The following is a 4,432-nucleotide window of genomic DNA, read 5'->3' as shown; positions in this document are numbered from 1 at the left end:
GGGGGGGGGCGCTCCGGGACGCGTGGCGCGCGAGGGAGAAGGCGATGGCAACCGGCGACCGTGATCGGCCGAGGGGCCGGAGGATGGTCATGGCCCCCCACCTGAGCGGCCTGGACCCGGACCCGGACCGCGGCGCGGAGATCGAGCAGAAGTCGCCCGGTGAGCGCGACGGCGCCGTGCCCCGCGGCGAGTTCGTCCGCAGTGTGGTCGGGACCGTCGCCGGGGTCGCGGCCGCGGTGCTGGTCTACACGGTCATGCCGGGGGACCTGGAGCACAATGCGCGACTGACCGCTGCCGTGGCGGTGCTGCTGGGGATCTGGTGGATGACCGAGTGCATCCCCATCCCCGCCACGGCGCTGGTGCCGCTCATCGCGTTCCCGGTGCTGGGTCAGGACATCTCGGTCGACGACGTCGGCGCCCAGTACGGCAACAACATCATCTTCCTGTTCATGGGCGGATTCCTCATCGCGATCGCCATGCAGAGGTGGAACCTGCACCGACGGATCGCCCTGCTGACGGTCCGGGCGATGGGCACCCGCTCGACACGGGTCATCGCCGGGTTCATGATCGCGACCGGCTTCCTGAGCATGTGGGTGTCCAACACCGCCACGGCCGTGATGATGCTGCCGATCGGCGTCTCCGTCCTCATGCTCGCCTCCGAACTGGGCGGGACCGGGTCCGGAGGGCAGGAGGACGACCCCGAGGGGTCGATGCCCCGGATGGACTCCTCGTCGGACCCGACGTCCGACGAGGTCAAGAAGGCCGTCATCCGGTCGAACTTCGGGACCGCCCTCATGTTGGGCATCGCTTACGCCGCGTCGATCGGATCGCTGGCGACGATCATCGGAACCCCGCCCAACACCCTGCTCGCCGGCTACCTCGAGAGCGAGCACGGCATCATCCTGGGTTTCGGCCGGTGGATGATGGTGGGTCTCCCACTGTCGATCGTGATGCTCCTGGTCGCCTGGTTCCTGCTCACCAAGGTGCTGTTCAAGCCGGAGGTGGAGCGGATCCCCGGGGGGCGGCAACTGTTCGACGACGAGCTGCGCAGCCTCGGCCCCATCTCGTCGGGCGAGAAACGCGTCCTGGCCGTGTTCGTCGCCGCCGCCGTCGCGTGGGTGACCGTGCCGTTGGTGTGGGAGGACCCGCCCGTCTCCGACGCGGGGATCGCGTTGATCGCCGGACTCGTGCTGTTCCTGCTTCCCGCCGGCACCGCGCGTGGCGTTCGCCTGTTGACGTGGGAGGCCGCGCTCGCCCTGCCCTGGGGGGTGCTCCTGCTCTTCGGCGGCGGGCTGGCGCTGTCGGCCCAGTTCTCCGGGTCCGGGCTCACCGACTGGATCGGTGAGAAGTCCGCCGCCCTCGGTGGCCTGCCGGTCGTCCTGCTGGTCGTCGTCGCCGCCGGCGGGGTCCTCATCCTGACCGAACTGACCAGCAACACCGCGACCGCTGCGACGTTCCTGCCGGTCGCGGGTGGGGTGGCGCTGGGTCTCGGGCTCGACCCGATGCTGCTGGCGGTCCCGGTCGCCCTGGCCGCCACCTGCGCGTTCATGCTGCCGGTGGCGACCCCGCCCAACGCCATCGCGTACGGATCCGGATACGTGACGATCGGCCAGATGATCCGCGGCGGGGTGTGGCTCAACCTCGTGGGGATCGTGCTCATCACGCTCGTCACCATGACCCTCCTGGTGTGGGTGTTCGGACTGACCTCCTGACGGGGGCGATAGCGTCGGGGGCATGAGCGTCGCGCGTACCCCCTCTCTCAGGTCGGCCGTCGAGCCGTTCCACGTCATGAGTGTCCTGGCCGCGGCGGCGCGGCGTCAGGAGACCCACGGCGACGTGATCTCCCTGTGTGCCGGGCAGCCCTCGACCCCGGCGCCCGGGCCGGTGCTGGAGGCCGCACGGCGCGCGGTGGACGGCGAGATCCTCGGCTACACCGAGGCGATCGGAATCCGACCGCTCCGGGAGGCGATCGCGGACCACCACCGGCGGGTGGACGGTGTCGAGGTGACCGCCGACGACGTCGTCGTCACCACCGGGTCGTCCGGCGGATTCACGGTGCTCTTCCTGGCCGCGTTCGATCCCGGGGACACCGTCGTCATGGCCCGCCCCGGGTACCCCGCCTACCGCAACACCCTCCAGGCCCTGGGCTGCCGCGTCCACGAGATCGCCTGCGGCCCCGGGACCCGGTACCAACCCACGGTCGCGCAGCTCGAGGCGGTCACGGTGGAGCTGGGCCACCCACCCGCCGGCCTCATCGTGGCCAGTCCCGCCAACCCGACCGGGACGATCATCGACGCCGCCGAGCTCGCCGCCCTCGCGCGCTGGTGCGAGGCCAACGGCACGTTGCTGGTCAGCGACGAGATCTACCACGGCGTCACCTACGGCCGGGAGTGCGCGAGCGCATGGCGGACGAGCCGCGAGTCCGTGGTGATGGGCTCGGTGTCCAAATACTTCTCCATGACCGGCTGGCGGATCGGGTGGATGCTGCTGCCGCGGTACCTGGGCGCCCCCGTGGACCGGCTCATCGGCAACCTCACCATCTGCCCGCCCGCGCACGCCCAGTTCGCCGCCGTCGCCGCGTTCACCGAGGACTCGGCAGGCGAGCTCGACTCACACGTGGAGCGGTACGCCCGGAACCGCGAGCTCGTGCTGCGCCGACTCGCCGGACTCGGGGTGGGGGAGACCGCACCTCCCGACGGAGCCTTCTACACCTACTTCGACGTCTCGCAATGGACCGACGACTCGGTGGCGTGGTGCGCGGAGATCCTCGAACGCACGGGGGTCGCGCTGACACCCGGCGTCGACTTCGACACCGTCGACGGTCGGCACACGGTGCGCCTGAGCTTCGCCGGGGACACCGCCGAGATCGCCGAGGCGATGGACCGACTGGAGGCCGTACTGGTCCCGCATCAGCCGCCCACGGGTTAACGTCGGCGCATGGGTTCCGCCGAGATCATCACCACCATCGTCTACATCACCCGCCCGTGGCTGTTGCTCGAGGCGCCGCTGACGGTGGATCAGGTCTACCTCAACGCACGCGAGATCCTCGCCGGGTCCACCGGCGGCTCGATGATCTCCTGACCGGGCTGCGATACTGGGGGCGTGACCGCCCAGAACGCCGTACCCGCCCGGGCCACCAAGCCCCGGATCTCCAACGTCCTCGCCTCGCGCTACGCGAGCGCCGACCTGGCCACTCTGTGGTCCGCCGAGCACAAGATCGTGCTCGAGCGGCAGCTGTGGATCGCGGTCCTGCGCGCCCAGCGTGATCTGGGAGTCACCGTTCCCGACGGTGTGATCGAGGCCTACGAGGCCGTGATCGATCGCGTGGACCTGGCGTCGATCGCCGAGCGCGAGCGGGTGACCCGGCACGATGTCAAGGCCCGGATCGAGGAGTTCAACGCCCTCGCCGGACACGAGCAGATCCACAAGGGAATGACGAGCCGGGACCTCACCGAGAACGTCGAGCAGCTCCAGGTGATCCGCTCCCTCGAGTTGGTCCGCGACCGCGGGGTGGCGGCGGTTCGCCGGTTGGCCGAGCACGCGGTGGCGCACCGCGATCAGGTGATGGCCGGCCGCAGCCACAACGTCGCCGCGCAGGCCACCACCCTGGGCAAGCGCTTCGCCTCCGCGGCCGATGAGCTGCTGTTGGCGCTCGAGCGGGTCGACTCACTGATGGAGCGGTACCCCCTGCGCGGTATCAAGGGCCCGATGGGCACCGCGCAGGACATGCTCGACCTGCTCGGGGGCGACGCCGGGAAGATGTCGGAGCTCGAGAGCCGCATCGCCGGGCACCTGGGCTTCTCCCGGACCCTGGACTCGGTCGGCCAGGTGTACCCGCGGTCCCTCGACCACGAGGTCGTCTCCGCGCTGGTCCAGTTGGGCGCCGGCCCGTCCTCGCTGGCCCACACGATCCGGCTGATGGCCGGACACGAGCTGGTCACCGAGGGTTTCCAGCCCGGCCAGGTCGGGTCGTCGGCGATGCCGCACAAGATGAACACCCGGTCCTGCGAGCGGGTCAACGGGCTCCAGGTGGTCCTCCGCGGGTACGGCTCCATGGCCGCCGAGCTCGCCGGCGCGCAGTGGAACGAGGGCGACGTCTTCTGCTCGGTGGTGCGTCGTGTCGCTCTGCCGGATGCGTTCTTCGCGCTGGACGGCATGTTCGAGACGTTCCTGACCGTGCTCGACGAGTTCGGGGCGTACCCGGCCGTGATCGACAAGGAGCTCCAGCGCTACCTGCCGTTCCTCGCCACCACCAAGGTCCTCATGGCGGCCGTCCGGGCCGGGGTCGGCCGAGAGGTCGCGCACGAGGCGATCAAGGAGAACGCGGTGGCGGTGGCGTTGGCGATGCGGGAGGAGGGCCGCGAGCCCGACCTCGTCGACCGGCTCGCCGCCGACGACCGGCTGCCGCTGGACCGCGCGGCGCTCGAGGGGG

At 70.6% G+C, this 4,432-nt stretch carries 4 protein-coding genes; all 4 read left to right on the top strand.

The window, feature by feature from the left end:
* The first annotated feature begins 83 nt into the window (after positions 1-83).
* Positions 84-1,712, top strand: a complete 1,629-nt coding sequence (locus G6022_RS05865; RefSeq protein WP_241731072.1) for a DASS family sodium-coupled anion symporter — start codon at positions 84-86, stop codon at positions 1,710-1,712.
* A 22-nt stretch (positions 1,713-1,734) separates the two neighbouring features.
* A complete protein-coding gene (locus G6022_RS05860; RefSeq protein ID WP_182640125.1) occupies positions 1,735-2,928 on the top strand; it encodes an aminotransferase class I/II-fold pyridoxal phosphate-dependent enzyme in 1,194 nt (397 codons plus the stop codon).
* Between the two features lie 9 nt (positions 2,929-2,937).
* Positions 2,938-3,081, top strand: a complete 144-nt coding sequence (locus G6022_RS05855; protein WP_159110286.1) for a hypothetical protein — start codon at positions 2,938-2,940, stop codon at positions 3,079-3,081.
* Positions 3,082-3,102: 21 nt separating this feature from the next.
* A partial coding sequence (purB, locus tag G6022_RS05850; protein ID WP_182691158.1) for an adenylosuccinate lyase occupies positions 3,103-4,432 on the top strand: 1,330 nt, incomplete at its 3' end.

Origin of the sequence: Dietzia sp. Cai40 (assembly GCF_014145165.1) — a bacterium.
GTDB lineage: Bacteria > Actinomycetota > Actinomycetes > Mycobacteriales > Mycobacteriaceae > Dietzia > Dietzia natronolimnaea.
This window is presented reverse-complemented; position numbering and strand designations above follow the sequence as displayed.

Bases quoted from the DNA above. Each gene is read 5' to 3' on its own strand.
- G6022_RS05865 (WP_241731072.1), top strand. From the start codon at position 84: ATGGTCATGGCCCCCCACCTGAGCGGCCTGGACCCGGACCCGGACCGC.
- G6022_RS05860 (WP_182640125.1), top strand. From the start codon at position 1,735: ATGAGCGTCGCGCGTACCCCCTCTCTCAGGTCGGCCGTCGAGCCGTTC.
- G6022_RS05855 (WP_159110286.1), top strand. From the start codon at position 2,938: ATGGGTTCCGCCGAGATCATCACCACCATCGTCTACATCACCCGCCCG.